This window comes from Escherichia sp. E14V7, from assembly GCF_004212225.1.
Classification (GTDB): domain Bacteria; phylum Pseudomonadota; class Gammaproteobacteria; order Enterobacterales; family Enterobacteriaceae; genus Escherichia.
Map to the genome: position 1 here is coordinate 121,897 of NZ_RHJJ01000002.1, position 16,952 is coordinate 138,848.

16 protein-coding genes are annotated in these 16,952 nt (G+C 46.6%); 14 read left to right on the forward strand and 2 right to left on the reverse strand.

The features are described from left to right. Positions 1-22 precede the first annotated feature (22 nt). From D9741_RS03160 to D9741_RS03210, 11 genes are all read left to right on the forward strand, one after another. Positions 23-727, forward strand: a complete 705-nt coding sequence (locus D9741_RS03160; RefSeq protein WP_130217708.1) for a fimbrial protein — start codon at positions 23-25, stop codon at positions 725-727. A 120-nt stretch (positions 728-847) separates the two neighbouring features. Then, entirely contained in the window at positions 848-1,600 is a 753-nt protein-coding gene (locus D9741_RS03165) for a fimbria/pilus periplasmic chaperone (protein WP_130217706.1), read from the forward strand. A gap of 41 nt (positions 1,601-1,641) precedes the next feature. Next, positions 1,642-4,233 carry a fimbrial biogenesis usher protein gene (locus D9741_RS03170; RefSeq protein ID WP_165383437.1) on the forward strand — a complete coding sequence of 864 codons (2,592 nt, stop codon included), beginning with the start codon at positions 1,642-1,644 and terminating at the stop codon, positions 4,231-4,233. Next, positions 4,233-4,796, forward strand: coding sequence for a fimbrial protein (locus D9741_RS03175; RefSeq protein WP_122991110.1), 564 nt, complete (start codon positions 4,233-4,235; stop codon positions 4,794-4,796). The genes D9741_RS03170 and D9741_RS03175 overlap by 1 nt, the downstream gene beginning before the upstream one ends. A 7-nt stretch (positions 4,797-4,803) precedes the next feature. After that, positions 4,804-5,328, forward strand: a complete 525-nt coding sequence (locus D9741_RS03180) for a fimbrial protein (protein WP_130217704.1) — start codon at positions 4,804-4,806, stop codon at positions 5,326-5,328. Beyond that, positions 5,294-6,070: a molecular chaperone gene (locus D9741_RS03185; RefSeq protein ID WP_130217702.1), complete on the forward strand. Its 777-nt coding sequence runs from the start codon at positions 5,294-5,296 to the stop codon at positions 6,068-6,070. The genes D9741_RS03180 and D9741_RS03185 overlap by 35 nt, the downstream gene beginning before the upstream one ends. A gap of 13 nt (positions 6,071-6,083) precedes the next feature. Next, positions 6,084-7,214, forward strand: a complete 1,131-nt coding sequence (locus tag D9741_RS03190; protein ID WP_130217854.1) for a fimbrial protein — start codon at positions 6,084-6,086, stop codon at positions 7,212-7,214. Positions 7,215-7,297: 83 nt separating this feature from the next. Beyond that, positions 7,298-8,803, forward strand: a complete 1,506-nt coding sequence (locus D9741_RS03195) for a PstS family phosphate ABC transporter substrate-binding protein (RefSeq protein ID WP_130217700.1) — start codon at positions 7,298-7,300, stop codon at positions 8,801-8,803. Between the two features lie 25 nt (positions 8,804-8,828). After that, entirely contained in the window at positions 8,829-9,806 is a 978-nt protein-coding gene (locus D9741_RS03200) for a PstS family phosphate ABC transporter substrate-binding protein (RefSeq protein ID WP_130217698.1), read from the forward strand. Between the two features lie 103 nt (positions 9,807-9,909). Then, the gene (locus tag D9741_RS03205; RefSeq protein WP_130217696.1) at positions 9,910-10,686 is read left to right on the forward strand and encodes a hypothetical protein; all 777 of its coding nucleotides are present in this window, start codon (positions 9,910-9,912) and stop codon (positions 10,684-10,686) included. Between the two features lie 2 nt (positions 10,687-10,688). Beyond that, positions 10,689-11,288 carry a hypothetical protein gene (locus D9741_RS03210; RefSeq protein WP_130217694.1) on the forward strand — a complete coding sequence of 200 codons (600 nt, stop codon included), beginning with the start codon at positions 10,689-10,691 and terminating at the stop codon, positions 11,286-11,288. A gap of 231 nt (positions 11,289-11,519) precedes the next feature. Here the strand turns inward: D9741_RS03210 and glpD are convergent, their stop codons facing one another. Next, on the reverse strand, positions 11,520-13,025 hold the full coding sequence (gene glpD / locus D9741_RS03215; RefSeq protein ID WP_130217692.1) for a glycerol-3-phosphate dehydrogenase: 1,506 nt from the start codon (positions 13,023-13,025) through the stop codon (positions 11,520-11,522). 189 nt (positions 13,026-13,214) lie between these two features. On the opposite strand from glpD, the gene glpE reads away from it, so the two are divergent. From glpE to D9741_RS03230, 3 genes are read left to right on the forward strand one after another with little or no spacing between them, the layout of a single operon-like run. Then, positions 13,215-13,541, forward strand: coding sequence for a thiosulfate sulfurtransferase GlpE (glpE, locus tag D9741_RS03220; RefSeq protein WP_130217690.1), 327 nt, complete (start codon positions 13,215-13,217; stop codon positions 13,539-13,541). Positions 13,542-13,585: 44 nt separating this feature from the next. Then, positions 13,586-14,416, forward strand: coding sequence for a rhomboid family intramembrane serine protease GlpG (gene glpG / locus D9741_RS03225; protein WP_032223910.1), 831 nt, complete (start codon positions 13,586-13,588; stop codon positions 14,414-14,416). 16 nt (positions 14,417-14,432) lie between these two features. Then, positions 14,433-15,191 (forward strand): DeoR/GlpR family transcriptional regulator, encoded by a 759-nt coding sequence (locus D9741_RS03230; protein ID WP_021550071.1) that lies wholly within the window; start codon positions 14,433-14,435, stop codon positions 15,189-15,191. On the opposite strand, the gene rtcR is transcribed toward D9741_RS03230, so the two are convergent. Further along, positions 15,173-16,771: a DNA-binding transcriptional regulator RtcR gene (gene rtcR / locus D9741_RS03235; protein WP_130217688.1), complete on the reverse strand. Its 1,599-nt coding sequence runs from the start codon at positions 16,769-16,771 to the stop codon at positions 15,173-15,175. The genes D9741_RS03230 and rtcR overlap by 19 nt on opposite strands. Between the last annotated feature and the right edge of the window lie 181 nt (positions 16,772-16,952).

Genomic DNA, 16,952 nt, shown 5'->3' on the forward strand with positions numbered 1-16,952 from the left:
TTTAACAAAAGGAAAGGTATAAATGAAATTCAATCTATCTAATTTATCCGTGGTTTTACTCGCATCAGGAATGCTGATGTCAACTGCGGTAACCGCTGCGCCAGACGATGCATCACAATTTGGTGGTGCGGATAAAAACTGGAGCACCGTTGATTATCCAAAACTCACCGATATGGATGACAACACTGATGCGATGGGCGGAAACATTCGCTTTACTGGTCGAGTGGTTAAAGCGACGTGTAAGGTCGCTACAGAATCAAAACAGATTGAAGTGGTACTGCCAGTCGTACCTTCTAACGCTTTCACGGGCATTGATACCGAAGCGACGGGCGCCAGTAACCAGACTGACTTCAACATTAAGCTGACCGATTGTAGCAATACGGACAGTCAAGACATTGAGTTTCGTTTTACTGGCGCCGCAGACGGTGCCAACCAGACGCTTGCCAATGAAGTGGAAGGACTTGCTAATGCTGATGGTACTGGCGAAACGGGAGCAACAGGTGTAGGGATTCGTATTTATTCTAAAAACACGACAACTGATGGCCTGATTAAACTGAATACACAAACTCCTCAGGGGAGTGGTTCTTCGGCAGCTTACGTGATTCCTGGCGATGCTGCTACCCATGATTTTACTGCCGCATTTACCGCAGGCTATGCGCAGAACGGTAGTTCCGTTGCACCAGGTCTGGTGAAAGCTACGGCAAGTTTCGTCGTGCTGTACGAATAATTACAGCAAAATAATTTCAGGTTACAGTTACTTGTAGCCTGAAATTAATATTACGTGTTTATTTGTAATAAATAGACTCGTATCAGTAATTACAATTAATTTCATCTACAAGGATGCAGTATGAGATGGATTTCAAAAAATAAATGTTTAGCCAATAGAAATATAAATTCTTTGCTAAAGACTCAATATGCCATAAGAGCAGCGGTTCTATTTTTACTATCCGCCATATCTATCAATGCTATTGCTGCGGGTGGCTTCGGTCTTGGTTCTACGCGTCTGGTTTATCCATCTGACAGTCAGCAAATTACGTTAAGTGTACAGAATGGTGGGGCTAACACCAGCTATTTAATCCAGTCATGGATTGATGACAATCAAAGCAGTAAAAAAAGTCAGGATTTTGTGGTTACGCCTCCTTTATTTATGTTGCCAACGCGAAAAGAAGCCTCATTGAGGATAATGTTTATTGGTAAATCGCAGTTACCGACTGATCGCGAAACATTATTCTGGATGAATGTGAAAGCGATTCCGCCAACGGACGAGAAGAATACCCAGAAAAACACGTTACAACTGGCGTTACAAAACAGAATTAAATTATTTTACCGTCCGACTAATTTATCCGTTCAAGCTGGTAAAGCACGGGATATGCTGCGATTTAAATACGAAGGTAAACAGCTGAGAGTCATTAACCCTTCTCCCTATTATCTGACGGTGACTGGAATCAGGGTGCAAGGGGCAAAATTACCTAATGCGTTTGTTCCCCCAAAAAGTGACGTAACAGTGTCTTCATCAGTGACGTTAGCCGGTGAAATTACTTATCAAACTATCAATGATTACGGTGCCACAACGGCCAGGCAAAAGGGAACGATGCAATAAACCTGGAAGATTAAAACGTTAAAGCAACTCAGGTCAGGGATATGAACCTAAAGCTCAGAAAACTCGAACACAGGATGGCAAGGCGCAAGCAGATGAGGCGGTGTGTGCTGCTTCTACTGACACTTTTGCCTACGTGTTCAGTGGCGGGTATGCGCTTTAACCCTGCATTCCTGTCGGGTGATACTGAAGCTGTTGCTGATTTATCTCGTTTTGAGAAAGGGATGACGTATCTTCCTGGTAGCTATGAGGTTGAAATATGGGTCAATGATTCGCCTTTGACATCACGTAAGGTTACTTTCAAAGCTGATGATCAGAATCAGTTGATCCCCTGTTTTTCGCTCGATGAGTTAGTTACTTTAGGAATTAACAAAAGTGCATTGCCGGAGCAGGCGCAAGCAGAGGGGAATAATTGTCTCGATTTACGTAAATGGTTTGCAGAAGTTCAATATACTCCTGAACTGGATGCGCAACGACTCAAACTGACCTTTCCGCAGGCAATATTAAAGCATGAAGCACGTGGTTATATTCCACCTGAGGAATGGGATAATGGTATCCCAGCCATTCTTATTAATTATGATTTTTCTGGCAACAGCGATCGTGGAGACTATGCGTCTGATAGTTATTATTTAAATCTTCGTTCAGGTTTAAACTTAGGAGCGTGGCGTTTTCGTGATTATTCTACATGGAGTCGTTCAGGTAATTCACCGGGTAAAATTGCACATGTGAGTAGTACGTTACAACGGGTCATTATTCCGTTCAAAAGTGAATTAACACTGGGTGATACCTGGTCTTCATCAGATGTTTTCGACAGCGTGAGTATTCGGGGTGTCAAACTTGAGTCCGATGAAAACATGCTGCCGGATAGCCAAAGTGGCTTTGCCCCGACTGTGCGCGGCATTGCTAAAAGTAATGCCCAGGTCACGATTAAACAAAATGGCTATGTTATTTATCAGACATATACTCCCCCTGGGCCTTTTGAAATCAACGATCTGAACCCTACGTCTTCCGCAGGGGATTTAGAAGTTACGATCAAAGAGTCTGATAATTCCGAAACTATCTATACCATTCCTTACGCCGCTGTACCCATCCTTCAACGCGAAGGACATATTAAATATTCCGCAACTGCCGGTAAATATCGTAGTAATAGCTATAATCAAAACAATCCGAATATCTTTCAAGGAGATTTGATTTGGGGGTTACCCTGGGATATTACCGCCTATGGAGGAATACAATACTCTAATAATTATCGGGCAATAGCACTCGGGCTTGGGTTCAACCTTGGTATGTTTGGTGCGACCTCATTTGATTTGACGCAAGCCAATAGCACACTTGCTGATGGCAGTAAACATCAAGGGCAATCGTACCGTTTTCTATACTCAAAATCGTTAGTGCAAACAGGTACGGCTTTTCAGGTTATTGGTTATCGTTACTCGACGGAGGGATTTTATTCGTTGAGTGATACGACATACAAACAAATGTCGGGTACGGTTATCGATCCAGATACCCTTAATGAAAAAGACTATGTTTATAACTGGAATGATTTTTATAATTTACGTTATAACAAAAGAGGAAAATTTCAGGCGAATATATCACAACCATTGGGTGAATATGGCTCTATGTATTTGGCAGCGAGTCAACAAACTTACTGGAATACGAATAATAAAGATACCTTATACCAGGTTGGCTATAATACGAGTGTGCATGGGGTTTATTTAAATATTGCTTATAATTACAGCAAATCACCAGGTTCAGATGCGGACAGAATCTTATCCGTCAACATATCATTGCCGATCAGCAATTGGTTATCACCAGCAGTCGATGGGCGCACTGCGACAAATTCTATGACTGCGACCTATGGTTACAGTCAAGATAATAGCGGTCATGTGAATCAGTATGCTGGAGTATCTGGTTCACTGCTGGAACAACATAATCTCAACTATAATATTCAACAAAATTTTGCCAACCAGAATAATGGCGAAAATGGCTCGGTAGGGTTAAATTACCGCGGTACTTATGGTTCACTAAATTCCGGATACAGCTACGATAATAATGGTAACCAGCAATTTAACTATGGTTTAAGTGGTGCCATGGTTGTTCACGAAAATGGTTTAACGCTAAGTCAGCCGTTAGGTGAAACAAATATACTGATAAAAGCACCAGGAGCAAACAATGTAAATGTGGAGCGCGGAACGGGGGTTAAAACAGACTGGCGTGGCTATGCTGTCGTGCCTTATGCCACGGAATATCGGCGTAATAATATCTCTTTAGACCCTATGTCTATGAGTATGCATACAGAATTAGATGCCACTACTATGGAAGTGATACCCAGTAAAGGTGCTTTAGTTCGCGCTGAGTTTAATGCACATGTCGGTATTCGTGGTTTATTTAATGTTCACTATCGTAATAAACCAGTTCCATTTGGTGCGACGGCCAGTGTACCCACTGAGGGGACCACTCAGATTACAGGAATAGTGGGTGACAGTGGGCAGGTTTATCTCTCCGGTTTGCCTTTACAAGGCATAATAAATATACAGTGGGGAGAAAGTTCTTATCAGCAATGTCAGGCAAGCTATCAATTACCAGAAAGCGAGCTGGATAATGCCATTAGCTATGCAAATCTGGAGTGCCGCTAATGAATATATTACAGAAATTTATTCTATTAATTTTTACATCATTGTTCATGATGGTGATTTCATGTAACGCACTGGCTAACGATACCGTAATAGTCACATTTACAGGACAATTATTAGCAAAAACGTGTGATATTACAGCTGGAAGCAAAGACCAGCCAGTAAATATGGGAACTTATGACGTCAATGATTTTTTGAATGTAGGAGATGTTTCTGGCAGCCATACATTTACGATTAATCTGGAAGGATGTCCTACAACAACCAGTACTGTGTATAGTTCAGGAGTAAGTGCTAATGTGAGGTTTACTGGAGATACTGATGCTATTAATACCACTTTATTACGCCTTACTTCCAGTGCAGATAGTGCAACTGGAGTGGGCGTCGAAATTTTAGATAGCAATGATAAAATTATAGCGATTAATAGTGAGTCAGGGTTCAAAGAATTAATTTTAGATAATAATGGCGATGCCAGTTTAGCCTTTAAACTCCGCTATAAGTCAACTCAGCAAAACGTACATGCGGGGCAGGCGAATGCGCTGTTGTACTTTGATATAGATTATCAGTGAGGATAATATGACGCGCTCCTGGAATTTAATTGCTCTGTTATTCTCTGTGATATCAATGCAATCCATTGCTGATGATACAACACATACAGGTGTTGTACGGATAGAAGGAATAATAACGGCAAAGACTTGTATTGTTGCCGATGAGTCTAAAAATTTCACAGTTAACATGCCTGATGTTCCCAGTTATAGGGTGAGAAATTCAGGGAGTGTTACTGAAAAAGTTGGCTTCTCTGTAAAGTTAACCCGTTGTGGCAGTGATGTCGGTCATGCCAATGTCACGTTTGATGGAACATCAGTTAGTGAAGACACGGCCCTATATAAACTGGAAGAGGGCTCAGTCGAGGGGTTAGCACTGGCTATTTTTGACAACAACAAACAAAGTATTAGTAATGGTATAAAGAGTACAAGTTATGCCCTTACACCATTGGTAGATAATACATTGCATTTCTTTGCTGCTTATAAAGCTATAAAAAATGATGTACAACCAGGAGAGGCGAATGCATCAGTTTCCTTTATCGTCACTTATGATTAATGTGCTGATATGCTTTTTTATATGTTGCACAAATGCGCAGGCAGGAGTTGTTGTTGGCGGTACCCGTTTTGTTTACCCAGAAAAGCAGTCATCAATTTCGGTCGAGCTTAAAAATACTGCCAGTAAAGATATGCTGGTTAAAATTTCCGTGATACCTGATGATGGCCGCCAGTTAAAAGGCACACTGGAATCCCAACCTTTACTACCAAATAAGACGTTTATTGCCACACCACCATTATTGGTACTTAAACAAGATAAAAATACCAAAATAAGAATTAATCGCGTGGGTGGTCAGTTACCTGTGGATCGTGAGAGTTTATTTATACTGAATGTTGCAGCGTTACCTGCTCAGGAACAAAACTCACAACTTAAGAACGAAAATCAACTCCAGGTAGCTGTACGCAATAGGATGAAAATATTTTATCGCCCGGAGACGTTATCAGGTAATCCACTTGATGCTTATCAACAGTTACGGTGGTCGCGACACAATGAAGCTGTCACCATTTTTAACCCTACGCCCTGGTATGTGACACTCTATAATTTATCTATTGATGGTAAAAGCGTAAATGGTGGCATGGTCGCACCATTTAGTCATCGTCAACAGAATTGGTGTCAGCGGCAAGGAAATTGTGAGATTAACTGGCAAACGTTGGATCTTTACAATAATGCTTTACCTGTTTGGAGCGTAAAATTAAATGTTTTACAAAATAATGCTATGGGTGCAGTAGCGATACATGGATAACCGGAGAAGCATGATGCTTACTTATTTTTGGGGAAATATAAAAGCAATTTGTATATTGTTTATTCTTTTAGTCAGTAGCTGCTATAACATCGTATATGCGGAAGATATGGGACGGGATCGCGCTTTTTGTTATCCTGGTGCACCAGGTAATAATACTACTCCTGCGACATTTTCTTATAACTTTGGTACGGTGACTGTCTCAGATGTTAATAATAATTCTCCCGGAACAGTATTGCCAGCACAGAACTGGAAAATAGGGCGTTACAAGGCTTATTGTAATTCATTGGATGATTATGAAATTTATTTTACAGCTACATCTGGCATAGATCCGTCAGGCGCATCTGGTGATCATCAGGGGAGCGATATATTTATCCCTTTGACACATGAGATATCTGTTTCGACACATATTAAACTTTATAATAAAAACGGCACAATGACAGATAAGACGGTACCTTTTGAGAACTATAGCACCAATTATCCAGCGGACAGAAGTAAACCAGATAATTGGTCCTCTGGAACAGAAGGTTATATAAAAATTAGACTTGATAAAAAAATAATATCCGATATATCGATAAATAACGTATTGCTGGTTTCTTTGTATGTCAGCCAATTCCCAACAGAGCACGGACCAATTCCCGTATTTAATGCTTATATTGGCAACTTAAATATTGAGGTTCCACAAGGCTGCACAATTAATGAGGGCACCAGCTTCACGGTTAATATGCCGGATGTTTGGGCCAGTGAGTTAAGTCGTGCTGGCGCTGGAGCAAAGCCAACAGGTGTTTCTCCAGTTGCAACCACTATTCCGATAAATTGTACGAATAAGGATATTGATGCCGTAATGACGCTGGTTTTTGATGGCAATATCTCATCCACGAGAGATGTTAATGGCCGGCAAAGCATTATTCAGGCGGAGGATAACCCAGACGTTGGCATTATGATTATGGATAGCCAACAGGAATCCGTAGACTTGAACGCCCTTGCTGCGCATGTTGGTGTGCCATTTAAGTTAATTGAAAACCGAGCTGAGTCAGCTCAGACGGCAGACGTGACTTTTTTGTCTCTACCCGTTAGTACCACAGGGCGACTACCCGCTGCGGGTCGTTATAATGCCCTGGCTGTTTTGCGGGTGGAATACCAGTGATGTATGAGTCAGTGCAGAAACGGATTAGCCCGCTTTTAGCCATCGGTGCAAAATAAAGCACAGTAACAGCAAGGATGAATAATATGCAAAACAGAAAATGGATTTTGACCTCGCTGGTAATGACTTTTTTCGGCATCCCCATACTGACGCAATTTTTGGCAGCGGTTGTTGCCATGCTGGGTGCCGGGCTTGCCGCCATTCTTGAAGTTTGCAATTTACTCTTCACGCCAACAATTTACCTTCTGCTTAACATTTTTATGTTGGCGCTGGGTGCGATAATGCTATTTTTCTCGGGGCGAGTATGGGCGGGCGATAGTGCACCAGAAAAAAGAGAAATAGCCGCCTGGCGGCAATGTCTTTTTTTAGTTCCCGCTTTATTAACCCTGATTGGCTGGATAATCACGCTGCATCTGGCAGATTATCAATTTCGCCAGATGGGATCAGGTTGGTTGGCAGACCTTATGCTCCCCTGGCTGGGCGTTTTGTTAGTCTCACTAGTCGGTGGTGAGTACTGGTGGGTAGTCATTATTCCCGTTGGGGCGCATATCAGTTTTTCGCTAGGATACAGCTGGCCAACCAGACATTCTTTAACCGGCACATCCGGGCTACGTTGCCGTAATTCCCTCCTGTTTATCCTTCTCATGCTTGGTTTTATCGCTGGTTATCAGGCTCATTTATATAAAGAACTTAATCCAGGCGTTGGTGTACGCGAAAATATTGATACCTGGGCCTGGCAACCCGATAAACTCAATAATCAACTGACGCCACTGCGTGGTAAACCGCAAATTCAGTTCACTCAAAACTGGCCGCGACTCGATGGCGCCACGGCAGCGTACCCAATTTATGCTTCTGCCTTTTATGCGTTAAGCGTAATACCAGAGGATTTTCACGTCTGGGAATATCTGGATAACTCTCGTACCCCCGAAGCATATAATAAGATTGTTAAAGGTGATGCCGATATTATCTTTGTGGCTCAACCTTCCGGTGGGCAGAAAAAACGCGCAGGGGAATCGGGCGTCACTTTGAACTACACACCTTTCGCCCGTGAAGCGTTTGTTTTCATCGTCAATGCGGATAACCCGGTTAATTCCCTGACTGAACAACAAGTGCGTGACATCTTCAGTGGCTCAATTACCAACTGGCGCACGGTTGGCGGTAATGATCAGGAGATCCAGACCTGGCAACGCCCGGAAGACTCTGGCAGTCAGACGGTGATGCAATCACAGGTTATGAAAAATGTCCGCATGATCTCACCACAGGAAACTGAGGTGGCTAGTATGATGGGAGGAATGATTAAAGTTGTTGCCGAATACCGTAATACAAACAACGCAATAGGCTACACCTTCCGCTATTACGCGACGCAAATGAATGCTGACAAAAATATCAAATTGTTATCGATTAACGGTATTACACCGACTGCGGAAAACATCCGTAACGGCAAATATCCGTATATCGTCGATGCCTTTATGGTAACGCGGGAAAATACGACGTCAGAGACACAAAAATTGGTGGAATGGTTTTTAACTCCGCAAGGGCAGAGCCTGGTGGAAGATGTGGGATATGTGCCGATGTATCCAACAATGAAATAACCCTCGAGGGAAAGGAATCAACGCGATGAATAAATTCACAGGCGTTTTACTGTTAGGTGCAGTATTACTGGCGGGATGCGCCGACCGGGAAGGGTACTATAACAGCGTCAGGGAAGAAGAGAGCCATGGCCTGACGTCTCTGCGGGGACAACCTGAATTCCGTTACAGCGAAGATTGGACAAGATGGCCGAGAGTGTACGGTGCAACAGCTTTATACCCGCTGTATGCTTCTGCATATTATGAATTAGTACCGGAGCCGAAAGATGCGGATCAAACCTCGCTGGCCTGGCAGGCGTATGGTTTACAGCAAACCCGAACAGCGGAAGCCTACGATAGTCTGATTAAAGGTACTGCGACTGTTATTTTTGTCGCGCAACCCTCTGAAGGGCAGAAAAAACGTGCAGGAGAAGCGGGCGTTAAGCTGAAATATACCGCGTTTGCCCGCGAAGCCTTTGTCTTTATCGTTGATATCAAAAACCCGGTTAATTCACTTAGCGAACGGCAGGTCAAAGACATTTTTAGCGGTAAAGTGAGTCGCTGGAATAAAGTGGGCGGCAGTGACGAAAGTATAAAAGTCTGGCAGCGGCCAGAAGATTCAGGAAGCCAAACGGTTATGAAGGGACTGGTTATGCAAGATACTCCAATGCTGCCAGCCAAAAAATCCACTGTTATTGATCTTATGGGCGGTTTAATTACCGAAGTCGCCGACTACCAAAATACACCATCTTCCATTGGATACACCTTCCACTATTACGTCACACGTATGAATGACAATATGCTTAAAATGCGCAAACAGATCAAACTGTTGGCTATAAACGGCGTTGCGCCTACAGAGGAAAATATTCGTAACGGATCTTATCCCTATGTTGTGGATGCCTATATGGTGACGCGTGAAAACCCCACGCCGGAAACGCAGAAATTCGTTGACTGGTTTTTAAGCCCGCAGGGGCAGCAATTGGTAGAGGATGTGGGCTATGTGCCGCTGTATAAAACGCAACCTTAGAGCAGGGAAATAATATGGATACTACCATTATTCGCCTGAACGCGGCGAATGCTCGTTTTGTTTATCAACCGTTTACACGCGACCAGCGGGCGAGGGGGTAATTATGCAACCCAGCCCCGCCATGCAGGCATTAATTGAGCAGATATATCACACCTTTCACCGTTATCCGGTGCCGAAGCAATTTGTGGTTTGTTGTGAATATTGCCTGAGTCAGCAGGAACAAAAGGCATTACGGAATACATCGTTACGAGCGATCCCTTATTCTTTAATCAATGCCTGGAATAGTAGTCCTGGTCCTGATCCGCAAAACAGCGATGAAGTCCGTTATTTTCTGCCGCGTCTACTGGAATTTGTTGCGCAGGGGTATTTTGACAATATTCACGAAGTCTTTTCTCTGCGCCGTATCAACCTGGCTAATAAAGCAAACTGGCGTGCGGATGAACTGGCGATATTGCAGCAATTTGCCTGCCAGTATATGGCTGATTGGGTATCTGGCGATGAAGCTGTCGAATTACAGTACATGCTGGAAATGTTTTTCCGTGCCGATATCGCCCTTGCGCCATTGCTTGATGCCGTTATCTCTGTACCCGGTTACCAGCCCACAGTGTCAGTGGCATGTTTACTGTGGCATAACAGGGAAGAGAATATCCAGAATAGTAGCTTTGAGCAGGATGATGACGATAAAGCTATTACCGCCCAAATCAATACCTGGGCTGACAACAATCAATCCATCCTGAAAGAACGCTCGCGGCAAGCGATTGAGAACCCGCTTAGGCAGCCTGAACAGGGCACACGATATCAGGTCTGGGAAGATGACTGGCTGATTGATGAGTGTTTATGCGCGATGTATGACGCATCATCCGAATCACCAGGGCAATAAAGATGAATAAAATCAGACTTTATATTCCCCCGCTAATTCTCGGCTTTATTATTGTACCGTTGTTGATATGGCCGACGGTAGTTGCGCTGGCTGCTTCTGTTATAACGCTGAGTTTTCTGGGGGAGATACTGTTCTCTATCCCGCTCATGATCAGGCGTATTTCACTTCTGCAATTACAACTTTGGTTATCGGTCGAATATGCGCTTTTCTTCTGTGTAATGTGCTGCGTCGGTTGGCAATTTGCTCGCAGAACTCAATCTGAATTGAAAAGCAGACTCCATTGTTGGCTGGTATTCGCACCAGTTTATTTCTGGTTGCTCCTGTGGAATATCATTTTTTATGTCGCGCCAGCGCAAATTGCTTTGCTGGAAAATATGCGCAGTTTCTTTCTGACAGTCGTCTGGCTCCCACTGAATTTTTCGCCATTTTGGTCCCAACCGTGGACTGGCTTTGTCGGCCCGATAAGTGCACAGCTTGGTTTTGCGTTGGGATATTATTGCCAGTGGCGTAGCAAAAATAGAAGCCAGAGGAAGAAGTGGGGCGAGTGGGTAATGTGTCTGAGTTTTGTTACGTTGGGTATGATGGCGTGGGCTTTGCGGTAATTCCCTGAATCAAAAAGTAGGTTAGATTGAAATTTGACCTCAGATTGTTGACGAAGTGCGCTTTGTGCATGCCGGATGCGACATGAACGTCTTATTGGCCTACAAGACCATGCAAATTCAATATATTGCATAAATCACGTAGACCTGATAAGCGTAGCGCATCAGGCAGTTTTTTTGTTTATCATCAGTCTCAGGTCAGATTGAAATCTGACCTGGCCACCTTACGTTAATTTACGACGCCAGCGACAACTTCTGCTGCGTATACTCCACCAGCCACTGACTCACACGAGACTGTTGTTCCGCATTCAGCCACATGCCTTGTTTTGTGCGACGCCACAGGGCATCGTCGGCGCGACGGACCCATTCGTGATCCACCAGATATTTCAGCTCCGCTTCGTAGAACTCATGACCGAAATCCTCCCCGAGGTCGCTTATCGCCCCCGCATTGCCGAGCAGCAGCTCGCTGTTGCTGCCGTAAGTGCGCGCATAATGACGTGCCAGCGATTCGGTCAGGAATGGGTAACGGCGGCGCAAACGCGCGGCATAATCGTCGCGGTCGCCTTCAATGGCACCACCCGGCAGCACGCTCTCTTTCGTCCACGCCGGGCCAATACCCTGATAATACGGCGTTAGTTTTTCCAGCGCATGTTCCGCCAGTTTGCGGTAGGTGGTCAGCTTACCGCCAAATACCGACAACAGCGGTGCTTTACCGTTTTCATCATGGATATCAAGGGTGTAATCACGGGTGATTGCCTGCGGTGAGTCGGATTCATCATCACACAGCGGGCGCACGCCGGAGTAGGTCCAGACGATATCGTCACGGCTTAGCTGCTTTTTAAAGTGCGTGTTATACACTTTCAGCAGGTAATTGATTTCACTCTCTTCAATCTTCACTGCTTTTGGATCGCCTTTGTATTCCACATCGGTGGTGCCGATGATGGAAAACTCGTCCATCCATGGGATCACGAACACAATACGTTTATCTTCGTTTTGCAGAATGTAGGCTTGCTTCTGGGTATGCACGCGTGGCACCACAATATGGCTGCCTTTGATCAGGCGAATGCCATAAGGCGAAGGCAGATGCATCCCATCGTCGAAGAACTGCTTCACCCACGGGCCGGTGGCGTTCACCAGGCCGCGTGCCTGCCAGCTGTATTTTTTACCGTTATCGATATCTTCCGCTTCCACAATCCACAGGCCGTTTTCGCGGCGAGCAGAAGTGGCACGAGTACGAGTAAGCACTTCGCCGCCTTTACGCACCACCATCTGGGCGTTGGCGAGTACCAGACGGGCGTCGTCAACCCAACAGTCGGAATATTCGAATCCGCGCTTAATTTCCGGTTTTAACACTGAGTTTGCGCCAAAACGCAAACCGGTTGATCCCGGCAGGCTGGTGCGTTTACCCAGATGATCGTACATAAACAGACCAATCCGAATCATCCACGCCGGGCGCAGATGCGGACGATGCGGCAAGCGAAAACGCATCGGGAAGGCGATATGCGGGGCCATTTTCAGTAGCACTTCACGTTCGGCCAGCGCCTCGCTGACCAGTCGGAATTCATAGTGCTCAAGGTAGCGCAGGCCACCGTGAATGAGTTTTGAACTGGCGGAAGAGGTCGCGCAAGCGAGATCCTGCGCCTCCAGCATCAGCACGGATAAACCGCGTCCAGCGGCGTCTGCCGCGATACCAGCACCATTGATGCCGCCACCTATCACAATCAGATCTTTGGTTTCCATGCTGCCCTCATTCACTTTCGTTAAAGCTCATAAATGCTCGTTATCGAACATATTAGCAAAGAATCGCGCTTTGGGTAACATTGAAAAAACATTTTAGAGTGATATGTATAACATTATGGCGTTTATCTGCCGCTTCGACGTAAACTGTGCGGTAAATTTGCCCACTTGTTTGTAAAGAAAGAGAGACGCATGGATCAGTTCGAATGTATTAACGTTGCCGACGCGCACCAGAAGTTGCAGGAAAAAGAGGCGGTGCTGGTCGATATTCGCGATCCACAGAGTTTCGCAATAGGGCATGCGGCGCAGGCTTTCCATTTGACTAACGACACGCTGGGCGCGTTTATGCGTGATAACGACTTCGATACACCGGTGATGGTGATGTGTTACCACGGTAATAGCAGCAAAGGCGCGGCGCAGTATCTGCTGCAACAGGGCTACGATGTGGTCTATAGCATTGATGGCGGCTTTGAAGCCTGGCAGCGTCAGTTTCCTGCAGAGGTGGCGTACGGCGCGTAACGCTTTATACTGTCCCCTTTTGTGTGGAATAAGCGACAGCAACGATGTTGATGATTACCTCTTTTGCTAACCCCCGCGTGGCGCAGGCGTTTGTTGATTATATGGCGACGCAGGGTGTTATCCTCACGATTCAACAACATAACCAAAGCGATGTCTGGCTGGCGGATGAGTCCCAGGCCGAGCGCGTGCGGGCGGAGCTGGCGCGTTTTCTCGAAAACCCGGCAGATCCGCGTTATCTGGCGGCGAGCTGGCAGGCGGGCCATACCGGCAGTGGCCTGCATTATCGCCGTTATCCTTTCTTTACTGCCTTGCGTGAACGTGCAGGTCCGGTAACCTGGGTGATGATGATCGCCTGCGTGGTGGTGTTTATCGCCATGCAAATTCTCGGCGATCAGGAAGTGATGTTATGGCTGGCCTGGCCATTCGATCCAACACTGAAATTTGAGTTCTGGCGTTACTTCACCCACGCGTTAATGCACTTCTCGCTGATGCATATCCTCTTTAACCTGCTCTGGTGGTGGTATCTCGGCGGTGCGGTGGAAAAACGCCTCGGCAGCGGTAAGCTAATTGTCATTACTCTCATTAGCGCCCTGTTAAGTGGCTATGTGCAGCAAAAATTCAGCGGGCCGTGGTTTGGCGGGCTTTCTGGCGTGGTGTATGCGCTGATGGGCTACGTCTGGCTACGTGGCGAACGCGATCCGCAAAGTGGCATTTACCTGCAACGTGGGTTAATTATCTTTGCGCTGATCTGGATTGTCGCCGGATGGTTTGATTTGTTTGGGATGTCGATGGCGAATGGAGCACATATCGCCGGGTTAGCCGTGGGTTTAGCGATGGCTTTTGTTGATTCGCTCAATGCGCGAAAACGAAAATAATTCCAGGGATTTATAAATGAAACAAACACAACGTCACAACGGTATTATCGAACTGGTTAAACAGCAGGGTTATGTCAGCACCGAAGAGCTGGTAGAACATTTCTCCGTCAGCCCGCAGACTATTCGCCGCGACCTCAACGAGCTGGCAGAGCAAAACCTGATCCTGCGCCATCATGGCGGAGCGGCGCTGCCTTCCAGTTCGGTTAACACGCCGTGGCACGATCGCAAGGCCACCCAGACCGAAGAAAAAGAGCGCATCGCCCGTAAAGTGGCGGAGCAAATCCCCAACGGCTCGACGCTGTTTATCGATATCGGCACCACGCCGGAAGCGGTGGCGCACGCGCTGCTCAATCACAGCAATTTGCGCATTGTCACCAACAATCTCAACGTTGCTAACACGTTGATGGTAAAAGACGATTTTCGCATCATTCTCGCCGGAGGCGAATTACGCAGCCGCGATGGCGGGATCATTGGCGAAGCGACGCTCGATTTTATCTCTCAGTTCCGTCTGGACTTTGGCATTCTGGGGATCAGCGGCATCGATAGCGACGGCTCGCTGCTGGAGTTCGATTACCACGAAGTTCGCACCAAACGCGCCATTATTGAGAACTCGCGTCACGTTATGCTGGTTGTCGATCACTCGAAATTTGGCCGTAATGCGATGGTCAATATGGGTAGCATCAGCATGGTTGATGCCGTCTACACCGACGCCCCGCCGCCAGCGGGCGTGATGCAGGTGCTGACGGACCATCATATTCAACTGGAGCTGTGCTGATCCTGCACGGCTTCCCACGTCAGACCAAAACGCGCCAGGTATTTGCGTAGCCGATCCGCGTCATTGACGCTGGCTTTGCCCTGGCGCGAAACATCAAAGAGCTGTCGTCCGGCAGCAGAAAGCGACTTTGCCTGGCGGCAGATAGCTATTACGTGTTCCAGTTGCAGCCGATCAAAGAGGTCGATGTTTTCCGCTTCAGCGCCCAGCAGCTGTGCAAGCACGGAGGGGCTGCTCTCCTGCCAGTTATAGCGCAGACGGTTTATCTCATCTTCAACCACGTCCAGAGTGATGCGTCCGCTAGTGGCAAAGGTTGCCATCCGCGTGACGCTGGCAGAAAGTTCGCGAAAGTTACCGCGCCATGTTGCCTGGGGAGATGTCGCAAAGGCCAGCCAGGCGCGCCGCGCTTCGGTGTTAAAACGCACGCTGTCGCCGGTGAGTGAGGCGTGGCGCTCCACTTCATAATCCAGGTTAGGTTCAATATCTTCCTGACGCTGGCGCAGCCCCGGTAGGGTGAAGGTCCAGAGATTGATCCGCGCGTACAGATCTTCGCGGAATTTGCCTTCGGCAACCAGCTGGCGCAAATCGCGCACCGTTCCGGCGATAAGCTGAAAATCACTGCTCACCTGGCGATCGCTGCCAAACGGGTAAAAGGTTTTCTCTTCAATGGCTTTCAGCAGCATTGCCTGTTCGTCTGCGCCCAGTTCGCCAATCTCATCAAGAAACAACATTCCACCGTTGGCGCTGCGTAATAATCCTTCACGAGATTCCCGCGCCCCGGTAAACGCGCCTTTCACATGACCAAACAGCGTCGACATGGCGGTATCGCCGCGCAGGGTGGCGCAGTTCACTTCCACAAACGCGCCGCTAAACTGATGCCGTGCCTGTTTTAACTCGAAGATGCGTCGCGCCAGAAATGACTTGCCCGCACCGGTTGGGCCGTTAAGCAGGATCGGTGCGCGGGATTTAATCGCCACTTTTTCAATCTGCTCAATCATGCTGTTGAAGTGGGGGTTACGCGTGGCGATGCCGGATTTGAGGGAATCGAGCGTTTGCTGGCGTTCCTCGGCAAAGCGGCTGGCGATGGCGTTATAACGGCTTAAATCGAGATCGATAATCGTCACCGCGCCTGGACTATCGGGCTGCTCTTTTTTGCGCGGAGGCGAGGTCTGCGCCAGCCGGGCGGGTAGATAACGCGCTTCTGCCAGCAGAAACCAGCAAATCTGCGCGACGTGGGTACCGGTGGTGATGTGAATTAAATAGTCTTCTTTATCAGGGTGAAACGAGTAGCCACGGGCGAAATCATGCAGGCAGGCGTAAACCTCTTCGAAATCCCATGGGTTATGCAGTTCAATCTCAACGCTCACCACTTCTGTTTCTGGCGAAACGCTGGCGATATCGCGTTTAAGCGTTTCAAACAGCGAGCGCGAGCGGGCATCGTGCAATAATTCCAGTCGATCGATGACTAACGATTCTTGCTGGCATAAACAAAGCGTCGGACGCCATTTCGACCAGCGCTGACTACCGCGCCCGGCATAATCCAGCACCGTTCCGACAAAGCCAAAAGCCACTGTTTTACGCATCTTAGATATCCTTATAAAAGACGATATTTCATTATCGGTGAATTGGTTTTGTGGAAAATCTCCGTTTACGGACGTAAAGATTTAACCTATTTAAAAACAATGAATTAAAAAATTAACCTGCATATTTAATTTTCTGGCACGACGGTTGCAATTATCAGGACAGCAAACAACGAAAAGAGAA